At 71.4% G+C, this 15,632-nt stretch carries 19 protein-coding genes; all 19 read right to left on the bottom strand.

Annotated features, from left to right (window positions below):
* Positions 1–2 precede the first annotated feature (2 nt).
* The 19 genes from flgN to ACFUTX_RS00655 all read right to left on the bottom strand — a co-directional run bounded on the left by flgN (position 3) and on the right by ACFUTX_RS00655 (position 15,492).
* Entirely contained in the window at positions 3–488 is a 486-nt protein-coding gene (gene flgN / locus ACFUTX_RS00745) for a flagellar export chaperone FlgN (RefSeq protein ID WP_378860290.1), read from the bottom strand.
* A 114-nt stretch (positions 489–602) separates the two neighbouring features.
* Positions 603–851: a carbon storage regulator CsrA gene (csrA, locus tag ACFUTX_RS00740; RefSeq protein WP_378860289.1), complete on the bottom strand. Its 249-nt coding sequence runs from the start codon at positions 849–851 to the stop codon at positions 603–605.
* Between the two features lie 93 nt (positions 852–944).
* Complete coding sequence (locus ACFUTX_RS00735; protein ID WP_378860288.1) at positions 945–3,014, bottom strand: flagellar biosynthesis protein FlhA; 2,070 nt, start codon at positions 3,012–3,014, stop codon at positions 945–947.
* A 40-nt stretch (positions 3,015–3,054) separates the two neighbouring features.
* The gene (locus tag ACFUTX_RS00730) at positions 3,055–4,158 is read right to left on the bottom strand and encodes a flagellar biosynthesis protein FlhB (protein ID WP_378860287.1); all 1,104 of its coding nucleotides are present in this window, start codon (positions 4,156–4,158) and stop codon (positions 3,055–3,057) included.
* Positions 4,155–4,916 carry a flagellar biosynthetic protein FliR gene (locus ACFUTX_RS00725; RefSeq protein ID WP_378860286.1) on the bottom strand — a complete coding sequence of 254 codons (762 nt, stop codon included), beginning with the start codon at positions 4,914–4,916 and terminating at the stop codon, positions 4,155–4,157. The genes ACFUTX_RS00730 and ACFUTX_RS00725 overlap by 4 nt, the downstream gene beginning before the upstream one ends.
* Positions 4,916–5,191 carry a flagellar biosynthesis protein FliQ gene (fliQ, locus tag ACFUTX_RS00720; protein WP_378860285.1) on the bottom strand — a complete coding sequence of 92 codons (276 nt, stop codon included), beginning with the start codon at positions 5,189–5,191 and terminating at the stop codon, positions 4,916–4,918. The genes ACFUTX_RS00725 and fliQ overlap by 1 nt, the downstream gene beginning before the upstream one ends.
* Positions 5,188–6,015, bottom strand: coding sequence for a flagellar type III secretion system pore protein FliP (fliP, locus tag ACFUTX_RS00715; RefSeq protein WP_378860284.1), 828 nt, complete (start codon positions 6,013–6,015; stop codon positions 5,188–5,190). The genes fliQ and fliP overlap by 4 nt, the downstream gene beginning before the upstream one ends.
* A gap of 123 nt (positions 6,016–6,138) precedes the next feature.
* Positions 6,139–6,570, bottom strand: a complete 432-nt coding sequence (locus tag ACFUTX_RS00710; protein ID WP_378860283.1) for a flagellar biosynthetic protein FliO — start codon at positions 6,568–6,570, stop codon at positions 6,139–6,141.
* A gap of 2 nt (positions 6,571–6,572) precedes the next feature.
* Positions 6,573–7,232, bottom strand: coding sequence for a FliM/FliN family flagellar motor switch protein (locus ACFUTX_RS00705; protein WP_378860282.1), 660 nt, complete (start codon positions 7,230–7,232; stop codon positions 6,573–6,575).
* Positions 7,232–8,152 (bottom strand): flagellar motor switch protein FliM, encoded by a 921-nt coding sequence (locus ACFUTX_RS00700; RefSeq protein WP_378860281.1) that lies wholly within the window; start codon positions 8,150–8,152, stop codon positions 7,232–7,234. Before ACFUTX_RS00700 ends, ACFUTX_RS00705 begins: the two co-directional genes overlap by 1 nt.
* Before the next feature lies 1 nt (position 8,153).
* Entirely contained in the window at positions 8,154–8,969 is an 816-nt protein-coding gene (locus ACFUTX_RS00695; protein WP_378860280.1) for a flagellar motor protein MotB, read from the bottom strand.
* Positions 8,966–9,745 carry a motility protein A gene (locus ACFUTX_RS00690; protein WP_378860279.1) on the bottom strand — a complete coding sequence of 260 codons (780 nt, stop codon included), beginning with the start codon at positions 9,743–9,745 and terminating at the stop codon, positions 8,966–8,968. The genes ACFUTX_RS00695 and ACFUTX_RS00690 overlap by 4 nt, the downstream gene beginning before the upstream one ends.
* Before the next feature lie 2 nt (positions 9,746–9,747).
* Complete coding sequence (locus ACFUTX_RS00685) at positions 9,748–9,963, bottom strand: flagellar FlbD family protein (protein WP_378860278.1); 216 nt, start codon at positions 9,961–9,963, stop codon at positions 9,748–9,750.
* Positions 9,964–10,077: 114 nt separating this feature from the next.
* Positions 10,078–11,244, bottom strand: a complete 1,167-nt coding sequence (locus tag ACFUTX_RS00680) for a flagellar hook protein FlgE (RefSeq protein ID WP_378860277.1) — start codon at positions 11,242–11,244, stop codon at positions 10,078–10,080.
* Positions 11,245–11,299: 55 nt separating this feature from the next.
* Positions 11,300–11,722, bottom strand: coding sequence for a flagellar hook assembly protein FlgD (locus tag ACFUTX_RS00675; RefSeq protein ID WP_378860276.1), 423 nt, complete (start codon positions 11,720–11,722; stop codon positions 11,300–11,302).
* Positions 11,723–11,734: 12 nt separating this feature from the next.
* Positions 11,735–13,066 carry a hypothetical protein gene (locus ACFUTX_RS00670; protein ID WP_378860275.1) on the bottom strand — a complete coding sequence of 444 codons (1,332 nt, stop codon included), beginning with the start codon at positions 13,064–13,066 and terminating at the stop codon, positions 11,735–11,737.
* Positions 13,067–13,100: 34 nt separating this feature from the next.
* Positions 13,101–13,526: a flagellar FliJ family protein gene (locus ACFUTX_RS00665; protein WP_378860274.1), complete on the bottom strand. Its 426-nt coding sequence runs from the start codon at positions 13,524–13,526 to the stop codon at positions 13,101–13,103.
* Positions 13,523–14,851 (bottom strand): FliI/YscN family ATPase, encoded by a 1,329-nt coding sequence (locus ACFUTX_RS00660; RefSeq protein WP_378860273.1) that lies wholly within the window; start codon positions 14,849–14,851, stop codon positions 13,523–13,525. The genes ACFUTX_RS00665 and ACFUTX_RS00660 overlap by 4 nt, the downstream gene beginning before the upstream one ends.
* A complete protein-coding gene (locus tag ACFUTX_RS00655) occupies positions 14,848–15,492 on the bottom strand; it encodes a FliH/SctL family protein (protein ID WP_378860272.1) in 645 nt (214 codons plus the stop codon). The genes ACFUTX_RS00660 and ACFUTX_RS00655 overlap by 4 nt, the downstream gene beginning before the upstream one ends.
* Positions 15,493–15,632 lie beyond the last annotated feature (140 nt).

Here is a 15,632-nt window from a genome sequence, read left to right as displayed (position 1 = left end):
CCTCACACCCTCGTGTCGAGAAGTCGGGAGGCGCCGCCGTCGCGCACGACGTCGCCGGAGTTGTCGTACTCCCCGGTGGCCACGCCGAGCCCGGCGATCGTCTCCTGCGTGACGCGGAGAGCCGTGCGCAGTCGCTGCTCGTTGATCTTCTTCATCTCGCCGATCTCGGCCGCGAGGCCGAGCATCGCATCGAGGTGGCCGGTGAGCACTTCGCGCCAGGCGTCGGTGGGAGCGGCCTCGATGAGCTGTCGCAGCGTGGTGGCCTCGGGCGCACCCCATTCGGCGGCCACCGCCACGACGAGCGTGTCACGAGTGAGCGCCGTCGTCGGCATCGCCGCCAGGACGCGCTCGATCTCGTTCACGGTCTGCGGGATCCACCGGGTTCGACCGGTGGCGAGCAGCATCTGCTGAACGTCCAGTTTGGAGAGCAGGAGCTCGAGCAGCTCGCGCTCTCGGATGAGATGCATGCTCAGGTCGTGAGCGGCCACGGTCGGTCACCTCGTCGGGTAGAGATCTCCGCGACGGGATCGCCCGTCACGTCGACGACTATCGCGACACGGCCTCGCCGGGGTAACCCGTCGGCGCGCGACCCGCCACCGCCCTCAGTCCGAGCCCGCGATGCGCCCCAGCGCGCTGCGCAGCGCGTTCTCGGCGTCGTCGTCGTTCGACGACTGCACGGCGCCCTGGTTCTCGTCGCTCACAGCGAGGACGATCTCGGCGCGGTTGATCCGCTTGTCTTGCGGAGCGTCGATCCCCACCCGGACCCCGCCGGGGGTGACGCCCAGGATCGTGACGGTGATGTCGTCGCCGATCAGGATGCTCTCGTTCGCGCGTCGCGTGAGTACCAGCATGTTCTTCCGCCCTCCATGGCGTGAGCGCGGCCGCGCTCGTCCTGGGGATCACGGTACCTCACATGCGCTGGTTTACGAGCGAAACTTGGCAAATCATGAGGTGATGCCGGGAAGAGCCGGCTGCGTGATGCGCACCACCCCGACGACGTCGGTCGCCAGGCCTCCCGCCGCCGCCTCGTCGTATGACAGCACCGGCAGCCCGCCGACCTGCGCCGAGACCATCTTCCGCACCGCCGGGCGGAGCGAGGGCGCGCAGACCAGCACGGGTTCCGGACCGGCGTGGTCGAGGTCGCCGACGGTCCGCCGGACACTGTCGATCACCTGGAGGGTGGCCTCGGGAGTGAGGACGATCTGCGTCTGCCCGTCGACGACCCGCATCCCCTCGAGCAGCTGCTGCTCGAGGATCGGATCGAACATGATGACGCGGATGCGGCCGTCCTGGGCGAACGGCGCGGCGACCGCCGGGCCGAGCGCGGCGCGTGCGGCCTCGACGAGCACGGGGGTCTCGGTGGTGGTCTTCGCGCGCAGCGCGAGCGCCTCGTAGATGCGGGCGAGGTCCACGATGGGCACGCGCTCCGCGAGCAGTCCTGCCAGCACCCGCTGGATCGCGGCGAGCGACAGGACCGCCGGGGTGACCTCGTCGACCGTGGTCGGGTGGGTCTGCTTGAGGTGATCGGTGAGCTGCCGCACGTCCTCGAGCGAGAGCAGCCGGTCGGCCTGCGCCTGCACCAGGTCCGAGAGGTGCGTGATGATGACGCTCGCACGGTCGATGACGGTCGCGCCGGCCATGTCGGCGGCATGCGACAGCTCGGTGCGGACCCACTTGCCCTCGAGGCCGAACACGGGGTCGACCACGCTCGTGCCCGGGATCTGAGCAAGATCGGCGCCGATCGCGAGGACGTGACCGCGCGGCACGCTGCCGCGACCGGCCTCCACGCCGGCGATGAGGATCGCGTACGTCTCGGACGGCAGCTCGATGTTGTCGCGTGTGCGCACGGGCGGCATCACGATGCCGATCTCGAGGGCGAGCTTACGACGCAGCGACTTCACCCGCGTGAGCAGGTCGCCGGCGCCGCCCGAGGCGAGATCGACGATGTCGGGGGCGAGCGAGATCTCGAGGGCGTGCACCCGCATGCGGCTCATGAGCTCCTCCGGACCCTCGGCCGCGGCATCCGCCTCTTCCAGCGCCTTCGTGTCGGCGACGACCGCGGCATCCCGCGTCTCGCGGGCCTTCACCCGCGAAGCGGCGAACAGGAGCAGACCGCCGATGACGAGGAAGGCGAGGATCGGCATGCCCGGAATGAACCCCATGGCGACGGCGGCGAGGCCCGTGATCAGCAGCGCGTTGCGGGACTGCATGAGCTGACGCCCCGCAGCCTGGCCGATTTCGGACTCGGCGTTCTCGCGCGTGACGATCATGCCGGTGGCGACCGCCATCAGCAGCGCCGGGATCTGGGTAACGAGCCCGTCGCCGATCGTCAGCACGCTGTAGGTCTGGAGCGCGTCGGCCATCTCCATGCCGTGCTGCGCCATGCCGATGATGATGCCGCCGACGAAGTTGATGACGACGATGACGATGCCGGCGATGGCGTCGCCCTTGACGAACTTGGACGCGCCGTCCATCGCGCCGTAGAAGTCGGCCTCGGCGGCGACCTCGGCCCGACGTCGCCGCGCCTCCTCCTCGGTGATGAGGCCCGCGTTGAGGTCGGCGTCGATCGCCATCTGCTTGCCGGGCATCGCGTCGAGCGTGAATCGGGCTCCGACCTCGGCGACGCGCTCGGCACCCTTGGTGACCACCACGAACTGGATCACGGTGAGGATCAGGAAGATCACCGCACCGATCACGAGCGACCCGGCGATCGTGATCTCGCCGAACGCCTGGATGACCTGACCGGCGTGGGCCTCGCTCAGGACGAGGCGGGTCGAGGCGACGTTCAGGCCGAGACGGAAGAGCGTCGCGACCAGCAGCAGGCTGGGGAAGACCGAGAAGTCCAGCGGCTTCTTCGCGAACATCGCCGTGAGCAGGATCAGCAGCGCGAAGGCGATGTTGAGCACGATGAGCACGTCGAGCAGCGCCGTGGGGATCGGCACGATGAGGAGCAGGATGATGCCGACGACGCCGACGGGCACGGCGGCCTTGGATAGCAGCTGGGGGAACATCATCGGGCTCCGCCTCTCGTTGGTGGTCGTCATCGTCTCGGGCTCACAGTCCCCGGTCGCGGGTGGCGGCGGCCGGCATGGTGTGCGTGCCGCGCGCCGAGCCCCGGCGCTTGAGGTGCTCGACGAACGCGAGCACCTGGGCGACAGCGGTGTAGAGCTCCTCGGGGATCTCGCGCCCGAGGTCGCACGCCGCGTGGAGGGCGCGGGCGAGGGGGATGTCGCGGACCATCGGCACGCCGGCCTCCTCGGCGCGTTCGCGGATCTTCTGCGCGACGACGCCGGCGCCCTTCGCGACCACGCGAGGCGCGGACCTTCCGGGTTCGTACCTCAGCGCCACCGCGAGGTGCGTCGGGTTCAGCAGCACGACATCGCTGTCGCCGACCGCCGCGATCATGCGGTTGCGGCTGAGGGCGATCTGGCGGGATCGCCGCTGGGCGCGCACCAGCGGATCGCCCTCGCTCTTCTTGTGCTCGTCCTTCGCTTCCTTCTTCGTCATGTGCGTGTGCTTGCGGTTGCGCCGCAGCACCACCGCCACATCGACGGCGGCGAGGAGGATGCCGACCACGACGGCGACCTGGAGGAGCGCGACCACTCCCCCGGTGGCCTGCTGGAGGAGCCAGGTGATGTTGTGGCTGCCGCTGTCCATCAGCACGGGCACGAGCTGTGACACGACGCTCCACAGTGCTGCGCCGATGGCCACCGTCTTGAGGAGAGCCTTGACGCCTTCCCACAGCGCCTGGCGTCCGAAGACCCGCTTGAGGCCCGCCACCAGGTCGAACTGCTCGGCGCGCAGCGGCACACCGCGCAGGTGGATGCCGCCCTGCGCCACGGCCGTCGCGGCGGTCGCGAGCAGCACGACCAGCATCATCGGCATCAGGATGCTTCCGATCGACGCCATCGCCGACCCCACGGCCTCGAGCGCCAGCCCCACCGTCGGGGTCTGCGCCGCCTGGGTGACGCCGAGGAACTGCTCGGTGAGCACCTGGGTCGCCGCGCTCACGGTGGACGGCATCATGACCGCCGCGGCGGCGATGCACACCCACGCCGTGAAGTCCTGGCTGCGGCCGATCTGGCCCTTCTTGCGCGCTTCCCGGAGGCGGCGCTCGGTGGCCTTCTCGGTGCGTTCGCCGGTGTCGGTGTCGCTCATCGGGTCACCCCCAGGAGCATCTTCGCGGCCTCCTGCGCGAGCGAGCCGACGACGCCAGGCAGCGCCGCATAGACGAAGCCGACGAGCATGAGGGTCAACGCGATCTTGAGCGGGAATCCCATCGCGAACGCGTTGAGCGCCGGCGCCACACGGGTGACGAGCCCGAGGCCGACGTCGGCGAGGAAGAGAACGATCAGCAGCGGTCCGGCGATCTGGACCGCGCTCAGCATCATCTGGCCCACCGCGCCGACGAGCGCCTCGGCGGGCCGGCCGAGGTCGATCATGCCGGTGACGGGGACCGCGTCGAACGAGCGGAAGAGCCCGCCGAGCACGAGCTGGTAGCCGTCGGAGGCGAACAGGAGCACGATCGCGGTCATCTGGAACAGCCGCGTGAACTGGGCGCCGTTGATCGCCATGCCCGGGTCGTACGCCTGAGCCAGCTGGAAGCCGCCGAACGTGTCGATGAGGTGTCCCGAACCCTGGATGGCGCTGAACAGCAGCAGCACGAGGAAGCCGAGGAGTGCGCCCGTGATCGCCTGGCCGACGAGCGCGAGCAGGAACCCGCCCGTGTCGAGTCGCTCGTATCCGGCCGTCGCGACGGGTGAGACGGCGAGCGCGAGCCCCGCCCCCAGCATCGCGCGGATGCGGATCGGGATGGTGGCGTGGCTGAACGGCGGCGCGAAGAAGAGGAACGCGGTGATGCGCACGCACGCGAGCGCGGTGGCCTCGAGCCACGTGAAGTCGATCGGGATATTCATCAGCCACCGCTCAGCAGGGAGGGGAGCTGGTCGAACAGAGCGTGGGTGAACGAGACCATCTCGGCGATCATCCACTGGCCGCACACGAGGAGTGCGATGCCGACGGCGATGAGCTTCGGCACGAACGAGATGGTCATCTCCTGCACCTGGGTGATCGACTGCAGCAGCGAGATCCCGAAGCCGACGACGAGCGCGGTGATCAGCAGCGGGGCGCAGAGCTTCGCCCCGACGACGAGCGCCGCCAGGCCGATGTCGATGACCGATTCGGGGCTCATCCGCCGCCCCCGTACGACTGCACCAACGCGGTGACGATCATTCCCCAGCCGTCGACGAGCAGGAACAGCAGGATCTTGAACGGCAGCGAGATCATGACCGGCGGCAGCATCATCATGCCCATCGACATGAGCGCGCTGGCGACGACGAGGTCGATGACGAGGAACGGCACGAACACGATGAACCCGATGAGGAACGCCGCCTTGAGCTCGCTGATCATGAAGGCGGGCACGAGCGTGTACAGCGGGATCGTGCTCGGGTCGGCGGGGTTCTCCATCTGCGCCGCCCGGTGCATGAGGGCGATGTCCTCTTCGCGGGTGTATCCGAGCATCCACTCCTTCAGCGGCACCTGGGCCAGCTCGAAGGCCTGGCCGAAGTCGATCTGACCTTCGGTGAAGGGGGTCACGGCGACCGTGTTGATCTCCATCAGCACCGGCCACATGATGAACAGCGTCAGGAAGAGGCTGAGACCGGCGAGCACCTGGTTCGGCGGGATCGAGGGCAGTGAGAGCGCGTTCCGGGTGAGGGCCAGCACGACGAAGATCTTCGTGAAGCTGGTCATCATGAGGAGCAGCGCGGGGGCCACACTGAGGACCGTGATGCCCAGCAGCGTCATGATGCTGTCGGACGGCGCGCCGTTGATGCCGTTGATCGTCACGCCCCCGCCGCTCCCGGGGTCGACCGGTGCGGTCGCCGCATGAGCCCCGGTGGCGCCGAACAGCACCGACAGCCCCACGACGACCAGGACCGCCGCGACGGCGGCCGCGAGGCGTCGGCGCACGCCGGCCGCGGGGGCGGGCACGGCGGTCGGGACGGATCGGGGCAAGGCGGCACTCCGAGACTGGGTGACGTGGCCGATCCGTAGCCAGGGGAGGTGAGCGATCCGTGCTCGCCGCCGACTATCGCGACGGGGGCGGCCCGCGGTAACCCGCGGACCGCCCCCGTCCGGTCAGGCGACGGACTTCAGCGCGGGCTCACCGCCGTCCGCCGTCACGACCTGTTCCCCCCGACCGATCTCGGATGCCTCGGGTGCCGGCTCGTCCACGGCCGGCGCCTCCTGGGTGTCGACGACGTTCACGCCGTGCTCGGTCACGCCGAGGACGTAGCGGATCCCCCCGAACTCCGCCACCACCAGCTGCGCCTTCCCGCCGAGGCCGGCGCGGCTGACGACCGTGATCTTCTCGGGCTTGGGCTTGCGCGGGCGGGCGCCCGGTCGTGGCTGGAGCAGAGCCGCGAGCGCCGCGCGCTTTCCACCGGTCGCCGCGGCCGGCGTCACGTCGGCCGTCTGCCCCTTGCGGATGCGATGCCGCAGCCACATCAGGAGTCCCAGCACGGCCGCCAGCGACACGATCGCGCGGACGGCGACGAGGACGTCGTCCATGCTCAGGCGCTCGCCGCCACGTCGAGGATGCGCTCGACGCGCACGGCGAAGTCGCCGTCGGCGACGACGACGGTGCCGTGGCCGATGAGCCGTCCGTTGAGCTTGATGTCGGCCGGCGACCCCGCCGCGCGGTCCAGCTCGACCACGCGACCGGGTTCCAGCGAGAGCACGTCGCGCACCGGCATCCGGGTTCGTCCGATCTCGACGACCAAGTCCATCTCGACGCTCGCGATGCGGCTCAGCCGCTGCGGTGACGCGGGCGAGGTCGCTCCCCTCTCGTCGTCGATGCGGACGGCGGTGCGGGCGACGACGGCGCCGTCGGCACTGACGAGGTCGAACACCTGCGTGCCGGATGCGGTGAAGGCTTCGAGGGCGCTCACCTCTTCGGCTTCGCCGAGCGTCCCCGGTCCGAGCACGGCGGCGGCCGCCTCGAGGACCGGGTGCAGGCGATCCGCGAGCGGTGCCGTGGCGGAGCCGTCCTGCAGCTCCGCGGGGTCGGTCACCTGCACGGCGATCCGCGCACCGGGCGCGCCGGTGAACGCGACGACGACCGCGGTGCCCGAGGCACCCGGGTCGGTCGACGGGCTCGGGATGACGGGGTACCCGAACGGCAGCTTGCCGGCGATGGCGGCGGCGACGGCGGTCGCGTGGAAGGTGCTCATCAGTTGGTCTCCTCGTGGATGGCGGTGATCGTGCAGGCGAGCCGCGAGCCCTGGGCCCCGGGCGTGGCGCGGGCGAGCGGCGTGGTGCCGGCGACGAGCTCGAACGGCTTGGTCTCGGGATGGGGAAGGCGCAGCAGGTCGCCTGGCGCGAGGTCGAGGACCTCGCCGGCGCCGATGGTGATCGGCGCGAGCCGCAGGGTGACTTCCATGGGCGCGTTGCGCACCTGGTCGAGCGTCTGGCCCGCGCCGTGCGCGGCCGTCGATCCGCTTCCCGTTTCGGCAAGGCGGTCGACGACGGCCGACGCGGGCAGCATCACGGTGGCGCTCGTCTCGCTGTCGCCGAGGCGCATGGTGTATCGGGCGACGATGACGGCGGCGGTGGCGGAGACGACCTGCATGTACTGCGGGTTGTAGTGCACCCCGCTGTAGACGGGGCCCCCGGGGAGCAGCGGACCCAGGCTCGCGCCGAGGTGCTCGAAGGTGCCCTCCATGAGGTTGCGCACGAGGGCCAGCTCGATCGGGGTGAAGGTGCGGGCCTCGGGGAGCGACGTGCTCTTCCCGCCCATCATCTGCACGACCCACAGCAGCGCGCTGTCGAGCCCGAACTGCACGACGCAGGGCTCGTCACGGTCGGGCAGCGCCCCGGTGACCATCGCCGTGGTCGCGGGAAGGGTGATGGCGTACTCCTCGTACGACACCAGCTCGACCCACTCGAGCGCGAGGTGCGCGCGCACCCGGATCTTGGCGGTGAGCTGCGACGACCACAGTCTCGCGAACGACTCGAACGCGGCCTCGAGGTGACGGATGCTCTCGCGTCCGAGCTGCGCCGGGCGGCTGAAGTCGTACGCCGGGTACCGCCCGGCGGGGTCATCGAGCACGGCGGCGTCCCGCATGTCGTTCTCCTCCGATGTGATGCGCACCTCAGCCCTCCTTCGTCGCAGCCACGAGGCCCGGGATCAGCGCCCGCACCTGCTCTTCCTCGTTCGACTCGACGACGATGTCGACGCGCCGGTTGCTCGCCAGAGCGGCGGCGGAGTTCCCCTGCACGAGCGGTCGCGTGTCGGAGAAGCCGGTCGCCTTCACGCGCCATCCCGCGACGCCCTCGTGCTCGACGAGGAACCTCGCCACCTGGGTGGACCGGCCGCTCGAGAGCTCCCAGTTCGTGGAGAATGGGGCGGATGGATGCCGGTGGTCGGCGTGACCTTCGACGCTGACCTCGTTGTCGACCCCGGCCAGGATGTCGCCGATCGCATCGAGGACGGCATCCGCCTTGGCGGACAGGTTCGTGCTGTTGTCGGCGAAGAACGTCTCGGCGCCCACGAGCCCCACCTTCAGGCCGCGATCGTCGATGACGAACTCGACGGTCTTCTCGAGGCCGTCGGCGGCCAGCGCCCGCCGCATCCGCTCGCGCAGCTCTTCGAGCGTCTCGTACTCGATCGCGGCGCGGGCGGTGAGCTCTTCCACGCCCTCTTCGTCGACCAGGTCGGGCGGGATCACCAGGCCCTCGGTGGTGTCGGCGCCGCCCTCGGTCGTCTCTTCCTGCCCGAAGCCGGCAGCGAGACTGTTGGCGAGCTGCTCGTACTTGCCCTTGTCGACGTTCGAGACGGCGAAGAGGACGATGAACAGGCACATCAGCACGGTGACCATGTCGGCGTACGAGACCGCCCACCGCTCGTCGGGCTCGTCGTGGCCTTCGGTCTCATGACCGCGCCCGCCCGCTCGCCGTGCGGCGCTCATGCCGCGTCCGCCGACTTCTTCGACGCCTTCGGCTTGACGCTCGACATCGCCTGAAGACGCTCCTCGACGAGGTGCGGGGCGCTCCCGGCGTGGATGGCCAGCATGCCCTCCGTGACGAGGGTCATGCGCTCGAGCTCGACGGCGCCGATGCGGTTGAGGCGGCCCGCGATCGGGTTCCAGATGAAGTTGGCCGACAGCAGACCCCACAAGGTCGCGACGAACGCGGCCGCGATCATGTGCCCGAGCTTGTCGGGCTCGTCCAGCTGCTCCAGCACATGGGTCAGCGACACGACGGTGCCGACGATGCCGATGGTCGGCGCGTAGCCCCCGAGGGCCGAGTAGAACTTCGCCGCGACCCGGTTGCGGGTGGAGGAGGCGGCGATCTCGTCCTCCATCACGGTGCGCAGGTCCTCCGCATCCGTCCCGTCGGCGAGTGCCTGCAGCGCCTTGCGCGTGAAGTCGTCGGGGGCGCTGTCGAGCTCCTGCTCGAGCGACAGCAGGCCTTCGGAGCGCGCCTTCTCGGCGTAGCCGACGAGGAACGGGATGACGGCCGCCGGGGTCTTCTTGGGTCCGCGGACCATGCTCCCGAGGCTCTTGACCGCCAGGATCGTGTCGCGCAGCGTGTGGCTGGCGATGCCGACGCCGATGGTCGATCCGAGCACGAGGATCATCGGCGCGGGGAGCAGCAGAGCGGTGATGCTCGCGCCCTCCATGTTGATCATCGCGATCAGCGCGCCGAACGCGATGATCACGCCGATGATGAATGCCGGATCCACGATCAGTCCTCCGAGTGCCCCGAGAAGGCCTGTGCGGTGGCGAGGATGCGGGCGCGGTAGGCGACGATGAGGTCGGTCAGCTGGTCGAGGGTCTCCTCGACGACGTAGACGTGCCCGTCGACCATGTGGATCGTCGTGTCGGGTGCCTCGTGGACGCGCTCGATGAGATCGGGGTTGACCGCGAACCTCGTGTGGTCGAGGCGGGTGACGGTGATCATCGGGAGCTCCGGGGCGGGACGATGCAGGAACGGTCGGGAGGGTCTGCTCCGACTATCGCGACGAGGCCCGCCCCGGGTAACCGGGACGGGCCTCGACGTATGGCGGCGAGCGGGTCAGCGCTTGAGCTGCGTCAGCTCCTGCAGGACCTCGTCGCTCGTCGTGATGATGCGCGCGTTCGCCTGGAAGCCGCGCTGCGCGACGATCAGGTTGGTGAACTCCTGCGAGAGGTCGACGTTGCTCATCTCGAGCGCGCCCGACACGAGGTTGCCGAAGCCGGCGTCGCCCGGCTCGCCGATCTGCGCGGGTCCCGAGTTGACCGACGTGCGGTAGGCGGTGCCCCCCGCCTTCTCGAGCCCTTCGGGGTTGGCGAACGTCGCCATCGCGATCTTGCCGAGCGTCTGCGTGCGCCCGTTGCTGAAGGTGCCGACGATGGAGCCGTCGCCGGTGATGCTGTACGACTTGAGCGAGCCCGCCGCCGCGCCGTCCTGCTTGGTCACGGCGACGGTCGACATGTCGGCGTAGCCGGTGACCGCGCCCAGGTCGACGCTGATGCCGCCGGCGGTGAGGGAGAGCCCGGGGGCGGCCTGCTTGCCGTCGGTGAAGGCGAGCGAGCCGTAGGCGCCGCTGACCGGTTCGGTCACATCCCAGCCGGTCGCGGTCTTGGTGAAGGTGAGGCTGAGGGTGGATGCCTCGCCCTGCGCGTCGTACACGGTGACGTCGCGCACGAGGGTGCTCCCGGTGGCGGCGGTGGACGGCAGGTTGCCGGTCACCGTCGCCGAGGTCGTGGCCTTGGCGGGTGAGACGACGTCGAGCGGCAGCACGATGTCGCCCGGCGTCTGGCCGGTGTTCACCACGCCGTCGACGGCGGCCCAGCCCTGCACGACCGAGCCGTCGGGCGTCACCATCTTTCCCGTCGCGTCGAACGAGAAGGCGCCGGCGCGGGTGTACAGCGTCTCGCCGCCGGAGCGCACCGCAAAGAACCCGTCGCCCGAGATCATGAGGTCGCCACCGCGGCCGGTCGCCTGGGCGGAGCCCTGCGCGAAGTTGGTGCGGATGCCCGCGACCTGGACTCCGAGCCCGACCTGCGCCGGGTTGCGCCCGCCGACCTGGTCGTCGGGGATGCCGGCGTTTCCGACCAGCTGCGAGAGGGAGTCCTGGAACACCACGGACGAGCCCTTGAAGCCGGCTGTGTTGACGTTGGCGATGTTGTTGCCCGTGACATCGAGCATGGTCTGGTGCGACCGGAGTCCGGAGATCCCGGAGTAGAGAGAGCGAAGCATTGGGGTTGCCTCTTCCTTTGGGTGGGGAGTGGGGTGGGGATGGGGAGTGCGGGGGTCAGGGGGCGGCGATGCCGATGATCTCGTCGAGGGGGATCTCCTTGTCGCCGATGGTCACCTGCGGGATGGGGCCGTCGAACGAGACCTTCGACACGATGCCGGTGATCGTCTTGCCGTCGGCGTTCTCGTAGCTGGCCTTCTGGCCGATGAGGGCCGAGGCGGCCTGTCGCATGTTGAGGGCGAACGCCTCGGTGCCGGTGTCGCTGAGCGCGGTGAGCTGCTCCATCATCGCCAGCTGCGTGGTCTGCGAGATCATCTCGTTGGTGTTCATGGGGCTCGACGGGTCCTGGTTGGTGAGCTGGGTGACGAGCAGCCGCAGGAACACCTCGCTGTCCATCACCTGCTTGCGCGTGGCAGGGTCGGCGGTGCCTGCGGTGTAGAGCGAACTCGGAGAGGTCGCGGTCACGGTCTCGACGGTCATCGGGTTGTCCTCTCAGACGAAGATGTCGAGCCCGGCGCCGGCGGCGTGGGCACGGGCGGGCACGGGGTGATCGATCGCCGGGACGGCGCCCGGGGCGGGCCGGCTCGCGGCCGCCCTCCGATCGCCGGTGGGCTGTTCGCCGGAGCGATCGCCGGCGCCGGGCTGCGCGCCGCGGTCCTGCGGCGCGGTGTCGGACGACGCCCCGGACGCGATGCTGAGGCTCGCGTTCGGCAGGACGGCGGCGAGATCGCGGCGCAGGTCGGCGACGATGGTCCGCAGCGCCTCGCGCCCCGCGTCGGTGGCGCCGAGCAGCTCGACCGAGACGTCGCCGTGCGCACCGATGTGCGCGCGCACCGTGACGGGGCCGAGGCTGTCGGGATTCACCGTCATCGTGAGCTGGTGGGTGCCGGCGGGGCGCTGCGCGATGCTCACGACGGCGGGCGACACCTGCGCGGCGACGGCGCGGGCGGTGCCTGCAGGGGGCTCGGATGCCTCGGCCGCCGCGACCGCGACGGTCGGCGTCGGCGCCGCCGGTGCGAGGCCCGACGGTGACGGCGGATTCTGCCCCGCGGGGACGGTTTCGCCGACGTCGGGAGCGTGCGACGGTGCCGCGGTGACCAGGCCCGCGGGGAGGGACGCCGCGACGCCCGGCCCGCCCGAGGGAACGACCAGGGGCGAGACGGATGCCGCGGGGGCGGCCGCCCGAGAAGCCGGTGTCGCCGGCGGAACGGGCGCCGGTGCGAGGGTCGGAGCGGGGCCGACGTGCGCGGGCGCGACGGGGGCTCCGGGGTCGGTCCCGTCCGCGGCCGCACCGAAACCTGGCGCCGTGCGGAGCGGGCCGGACAGCGTGGACACGGCGGGGAGCGCCTCGCTCGTGCCGTCACCGCCACCGGCACCGGCGACGGCAACGGGCACCGCTTCGGCCGGAAGGGGCTGGGCCGCCGCGGCTTCGAGCGCGGCAGGGGCGGCCGGGGACGAGGCATCCGTCTCCGGTATCGGCGTCGCGGTGGACGTCGACGTCGCGAGGTCGTCGGCCTCGGCGACCGCCAGGGCCGGTGTCGCGGGCGCGGCGGTGTGGGACGGGCCGGTCGCCGTCGGCGGGGCAGCGCCCGGCGGGAGTGCGAGGACGCTCGCCCCGATGTCGCCCGTCGCGTCGACCGCCGGGTCGACCGTCGCGGCGTCGGTGGCCGTCTCGTCTCCGGCCTCGGTTCCGGCACCGCCGAGCGCCGCGCCGGCGGTCGCGAGCGCGGCACCGAAGCGCGAGCCGCGGTCGTCGGTCCGCCCCGGGGCGGTGCCGGTGGACGGCGTGCCGGAGAGCGCCGCGAAGAGCGCGACGGCCGTCATCCGTTCACCCCCGGGGCGGCTGCCGACCGGGCGCTCATGCCGCGCTGCCTTCACGGCGGGCGGCGCGGGCGACGGCGATCTCGTCCAGCGCGGTCTGCTCCGAGTCGATCTGGTCCTTCGCCTCCTGCGTGCGGTGCGCGGTCTCGAGGCGCTCGAGGCCCTTGAGCTCGCGCCGCGCGTCGACGTGGGCCGACCTCGCCTGCGCCTCCTCGGCCCGCTTGAGCTCGGTCAGGGCGTGGAGATCGCTCAGCGCGCTGCGTCCGGCGGCGCGAGCGGCCGCCATGGCGAGCAGGGTCGGCGCATCCCCGATGACGCTGCTCACGTCGGCGAGGCTCGTCGCAGCCTGCTGTGCGGCGGCTTCGGCCTGCGCGCGTTCGGCGCTCGCCCGCGACAGCTGTTCCGCGGCGACGCGCTCCTGGACGCCGCGCACGCGCAGCAGCCCGTTCAGGGGAAAGGTCATGAGTTCAGCCCTCCGAATTCGGTGGTGAGGGCAGCGAGACGCTGCCACGAGTCGTCGACCTGGGCGAGGTCTCCGATGCTCTGGGTCAGGAACCGGTCGATCGCGCCCTCGTGCGTGAGAGCCGCATCGACGAGGGGGTTGGCGCCCGGACGGTACGCGCCGATGTCGATGAGATCGGACGCGGTCCGGCGGGCGGCGAGCACGCTGCGCAGGACCACAGCGTGATCCCGCTGCGCGGACGACGTGATCTTCGACACCACGCGCGACACCGAGCCCAGCACGTCCACGGCCGGGAAGTGGCCGCGGACGGCGAGCGCCCGGTCGAGTACGACGTGACCGTCCAGGATGCCTCGCGCGGCGTCGGCGATCGGCTCGTTGTGGTCGTCTCCGTCGACCAGCACCGTGTACAGGCCGGTGATCGATCCGGCCGGGCCGGTGCCGGCGCGCTCCAGCAGCCGGGCGAGCACCGAGAACGTCGACGGCGGGTAGCCGCGCGTGGCCGGGGGCTCGCCCGCCGACAGCCCGATCTCGCGCTGCGCCATGGCGACGCGGGTGAGGGAGTCCATCATGAGCACGACGTCGCGGCCGTCGGCCCGGAACTGCTCGGCGATGCGCGTCGCGACGAACGCCGAGCGCAGGCGGGCCATCGCGGGCTGGTCCGACGTCGCCACGACGACGACGGAGCGCGCGAGCCCCTCCGGCCCGAGGTCGTCCTCGAGGAACTCCCGCACCTCGCGCCCGCGCTCGCCGACCAGGGCGATGACGGTGACGTCGGCGGTCGAGCCCCGAGCGATCATCGACAGCAGCGACGACTTGCCGACGCCCGATCCGGCGAAGAGACCGAGGCGCTGGCCGACGCCGACCGGGGTCATGGTGTCGAGCACGCGCACGCCGAGTCCGAGCTGCCGGTCGATCCGCTGCCTCGTCATGATGTTCGGCGCCTCATGGTCGAGAGGCACGAACGCCGTCGCCGGGTCGAGAGGTCCTCTGCCGTCGATCGGCCGCCCGAGCCCGTCGAGCACCCGGCCGAGCAGCCCCGACCCCGTCGGAACCTGCAGCGGTGCGCCGGCGTGGCGGACGCGGGCCCGGGCGACGATGCCGCTCATCGGTCCCAGCGGCATGCAGCGGGCGGAGCCGCCGTCGACCGCGACGACCTCGGCATCGACCGGCCGCCCGTGTGACGTCTCGATCCGCACGCGATCGCCCAGGGCCGCGCCGATGCCGCGCACCTCGACGCTCAGCCCGACCACGCCGGTCACCGTGCCGGAGCGCTCCGGACGGGCGGCGCTCACGGCGCGCGTCCACGACGCCGTCGCCGCGGTCACGCCGGTACCCCCATCGGGGTGTCGTCGCCCGTGCCGCGCAGCGCGCCGGCGGCTCGGCGCAGAGCGCCGGTGATGCGCGTGTCGACGGCGCCGTTCTCGATCTCGACGATCGCACCGCCGTCGTCGACGCCGGGCGAGGTCTGCACCTCGATCCCGGCGAGCAGGGCCGCAGCATCCGGGTCCTCGTTCAGGACCGCGCCGTCCCGCTCGCTGAAGGTCACACGTGTCCATTCGCCCCGCGGCGTCGCCTCGAGGGCGCGGCGCAGCGCGTGCGCGGCGGATCTCGCGGGGTCGGACAGCTCGGCCCCGAGGATCGCCGCGGCGAGTTCGACGGCGAGCTCCTCGACGCGGAGGGCCGCCAGCTCGGCGAGCGACGCGGCCCGGTCGTCGAGGGCGCTGTGTGCGACGCGCACCGCGGCGAGCGCCGTCCCCCGCTGGTGCAGGTACGCCTCGCGCAGCAGCCGCATGCGCTCGTGCTCGTCGGACTGCTGGGCCCGCGCCTCCTCGGCCGCGATCCGGCGCCCATCGGCATAGCCGTCCGCGTAGCCCCGCGTGCGCGCCCGGTCCGCTTCGCTGCGCACGTCGATGGGCGTCTCGCCGACGCGCGGCACGACCAGAGGCGTGAACACGGATTCGAGCACGGCGCGCTTCCCGGGGTCGAGGTGGGCCTGTCCGTGGCGGGATGTCGAGCAATCCGTGCTCTGGTCCGACTATCGCGACATTCGCTCCCCCCGTAACCACGCGCTGCCGGATCGCGGAGATGTACGAGATGACGGATGCC

Source organism: Microbacterium sp. NPDC057407 (assembly GCF_042803895.1).
In the GTDB taxonomy this organism is placed as follows: Bacteria; Actinomycetota; Actinomycetes; order Actinomycetales; family Microbacteriaceae; genus Microbacterium.
This window is presented reverse-complemented; position numbering and strand designations above follow the sequence as displayed.

Coding starts and splice junctions, on each gene's coding strand:
- csrA (WP_378860289.1), bottom strand. CDS start 851: ATGCTGGTACTCACGCGACGCGCGAACGAGAGCATCCTGATCGGCGAC.
- ACFUTX_RS00735 (WP_378860288.1), bottom strand. CDS start 3,014: ATGATGTTCCCCCAGCTGCTATCCAAGGCCGCCGTGCCCGTCGGCGTC.
- ACFUTX_RS00730 (WP_378860287.1), bottom strand. CDS start 4,158: ATGAGCGACACCGACACCGGCGAACGCACCGAGAAGGCCACCGAGCGC.
- ACFUTX_RS00725 (WP_378860286.1), bottom strand. CDS start 4,916: ATGAATATCCCGATCGACTTCACGTGGCTCGAGGCCACCGCGCTCGCG.
- fliQ (WP_378860285.1), bottom strand. CDS start 5,191: ATGAGCCCCGAATCGGTCATCGACATCGGCCTGGCGGCGCTCGTCGTC.
- ACFUTX_RS00710 (WP_378860283.1), bottom strand. CDS start 6,570: ATGGACGACGTCCTCGTCGCCGTCCGCGCGATCGTGTCGCTGGCGGCC.
- ACFUTX_RS00705 (WP_378860282.1), bottom strand. CDS start 7,232: ATGAGCACCTTCCACGCGACCGCCGTCGCCGCCGCCATCGCCGGCAAG.
- ACFUTX_RS00695 (WP_378860280.1), bottom strand. CDS start 8,969: ATGAGCGCCGCACGGCGAGCGGGCGGGCGCGGTCATGAGACCGAAGGC.
- ACFUTX_RS00685 (WP_378860278.1), bottom strand. CDS start 9,963: ATGATCACCGTCACCCGCCTCGACCACACGAGGTTCGCGGTCAACCCC.
- ACFUTX_RS00680 (WP_378860277.1), bottom strand. CDS start 11,244: ATGCTTCGCTCTCTCTACTCCGGGATCTCCGGACTCCGGTCGCACCAG.
- ACFUTX_RS00675 (WP_378860276.1), bottom strand. CDS start 11,722: ATGACCGTCGAGACCGTGACCGCGACCTCTCCGAGTTCGCTCTACACC.
- ACFUTX_RS00670 (WP_378860275.1), bottom strand. CDS start 13,066: ATGACGGCCGTCGCGCTCTTCGCGGCGCTCTCCGGCACGCCGTCCACC.
- ACFUTX_RS00665 (WP_378860274.1), bottom strand. CDS start 13,526: ATGACCTTTCCCCTGAACGGGCTGCTGCGCGTGCGCGGCGTCCAGGAG.